The organism is Chloroherpetonaceae bacterium, assembly GCA_025056565.1.
GTDB lineage: Bacteria > Bacteroidota > Chlorobiia > Chlorobiales > Thermochlorobacteraceae > Thermochlorobacter.
Window position 1 is genome coordinate 1 of record JANWWA010000046.1, and the last position, 855, is coordinate 855.

Consider the following 855-nt stretch of genomic DNA (forward strand, 5'->3'; position numbering starts at 1 on the left):
CACCAGAAGTTCAACTGCTGTTACAGGTGTTTTTCAGAGGGATGACGAGTGAACGTATTCAAGAATTTGCGAAAAAGTTTCCTGATGTATATGAAAAAATTATTAACAACAATTTTCAACTCATTCAGTTTAAAGAACGAGATGCATCATTGCCGCCGATTGAGATGAATGCAATACAGTGGTCAGTGACTTTTACCACATTTGGTGTTCCATTTTTCCAACCAGGAGGATGTTATGATCTAATTAACTTTTTACCTGACTTTTTTTATCAAAATGTATCATTTTCACCAGAAATGTCAGGAAAAATATTTAAGTGGCGCTGGCGATGCGTAGAGGTAACCCATAACTTCGGTGTGCCCTATACCATGAACGTTAAACTATCTGTATAAACTCGTTTTATCGCCTGTATGCTTTACTTTGCTCAGTTTGCACCACTATCCCAAACTTATGATTCTAGCGGAGATGGCTCGATTCTAATATCTGTCAATGGAGAAATTCACCGAGCGTATCCTTGTTTTCAAGTAGGGGAATTTGATGTGCCTAGCCGCAGGTTCATTGAAACATATCGAGATAAAATCGGGATATGGGTAACTAAAACTGATGACGACAAATATGTCTATCTTGGATTTGCTTGGAAAAATGTCAACTTCAATGATCTAGATTCTGTGCCGACCAAGTGGATGCGACTGGTCAAGGATACGTATGAAAACCTCACTGCAGATTACCCTTATGTGCGGTTTAAAGTATCAGAAGATTGGTTGTTGATTCGTTCAGACGGTGGAGATGTAACAGACTTTAGAGTGAATAATTCGTTTATCTTTTTAAAATCTGCTTCATCCCGTTAAGAACTAATCA

Annotated in this window: 2 protein-coding genes; both read left to right on the forward strand. The window is 38.1% G+C overall.

Annotated elements, in window-relative coordinates; genetic code table 11:
* Positions 1 to 389, forward strand: a 389-nt coding sequence (locus tag NZM05_12585) for a hypothetical protein (protein MCS7014451.1), incomplete at its 5' end; no start/stop codon positions are given.
* 18 nt (positions 390 to 407) lie between these two features.
* Complete coding sequence (locus NZM05_12590) at positions 408 to 845, forward strand: hypothetical protein (protein MCS7014452.1); 438 nt, start codon at positions 408 to 410, stop codon at positions 843 to 845.
* Positions 846 to 855 lie beyond the last annotated feature (10 nt).

Coding starts and splice junctions, on each gene's coding strand:
- NZM05_12590 (MCS7014452.1), top strand. CDS start 408: ATGCTTTACTTTGCTCAGTTTGCACCACTATCCCAAACTTATGATTCT.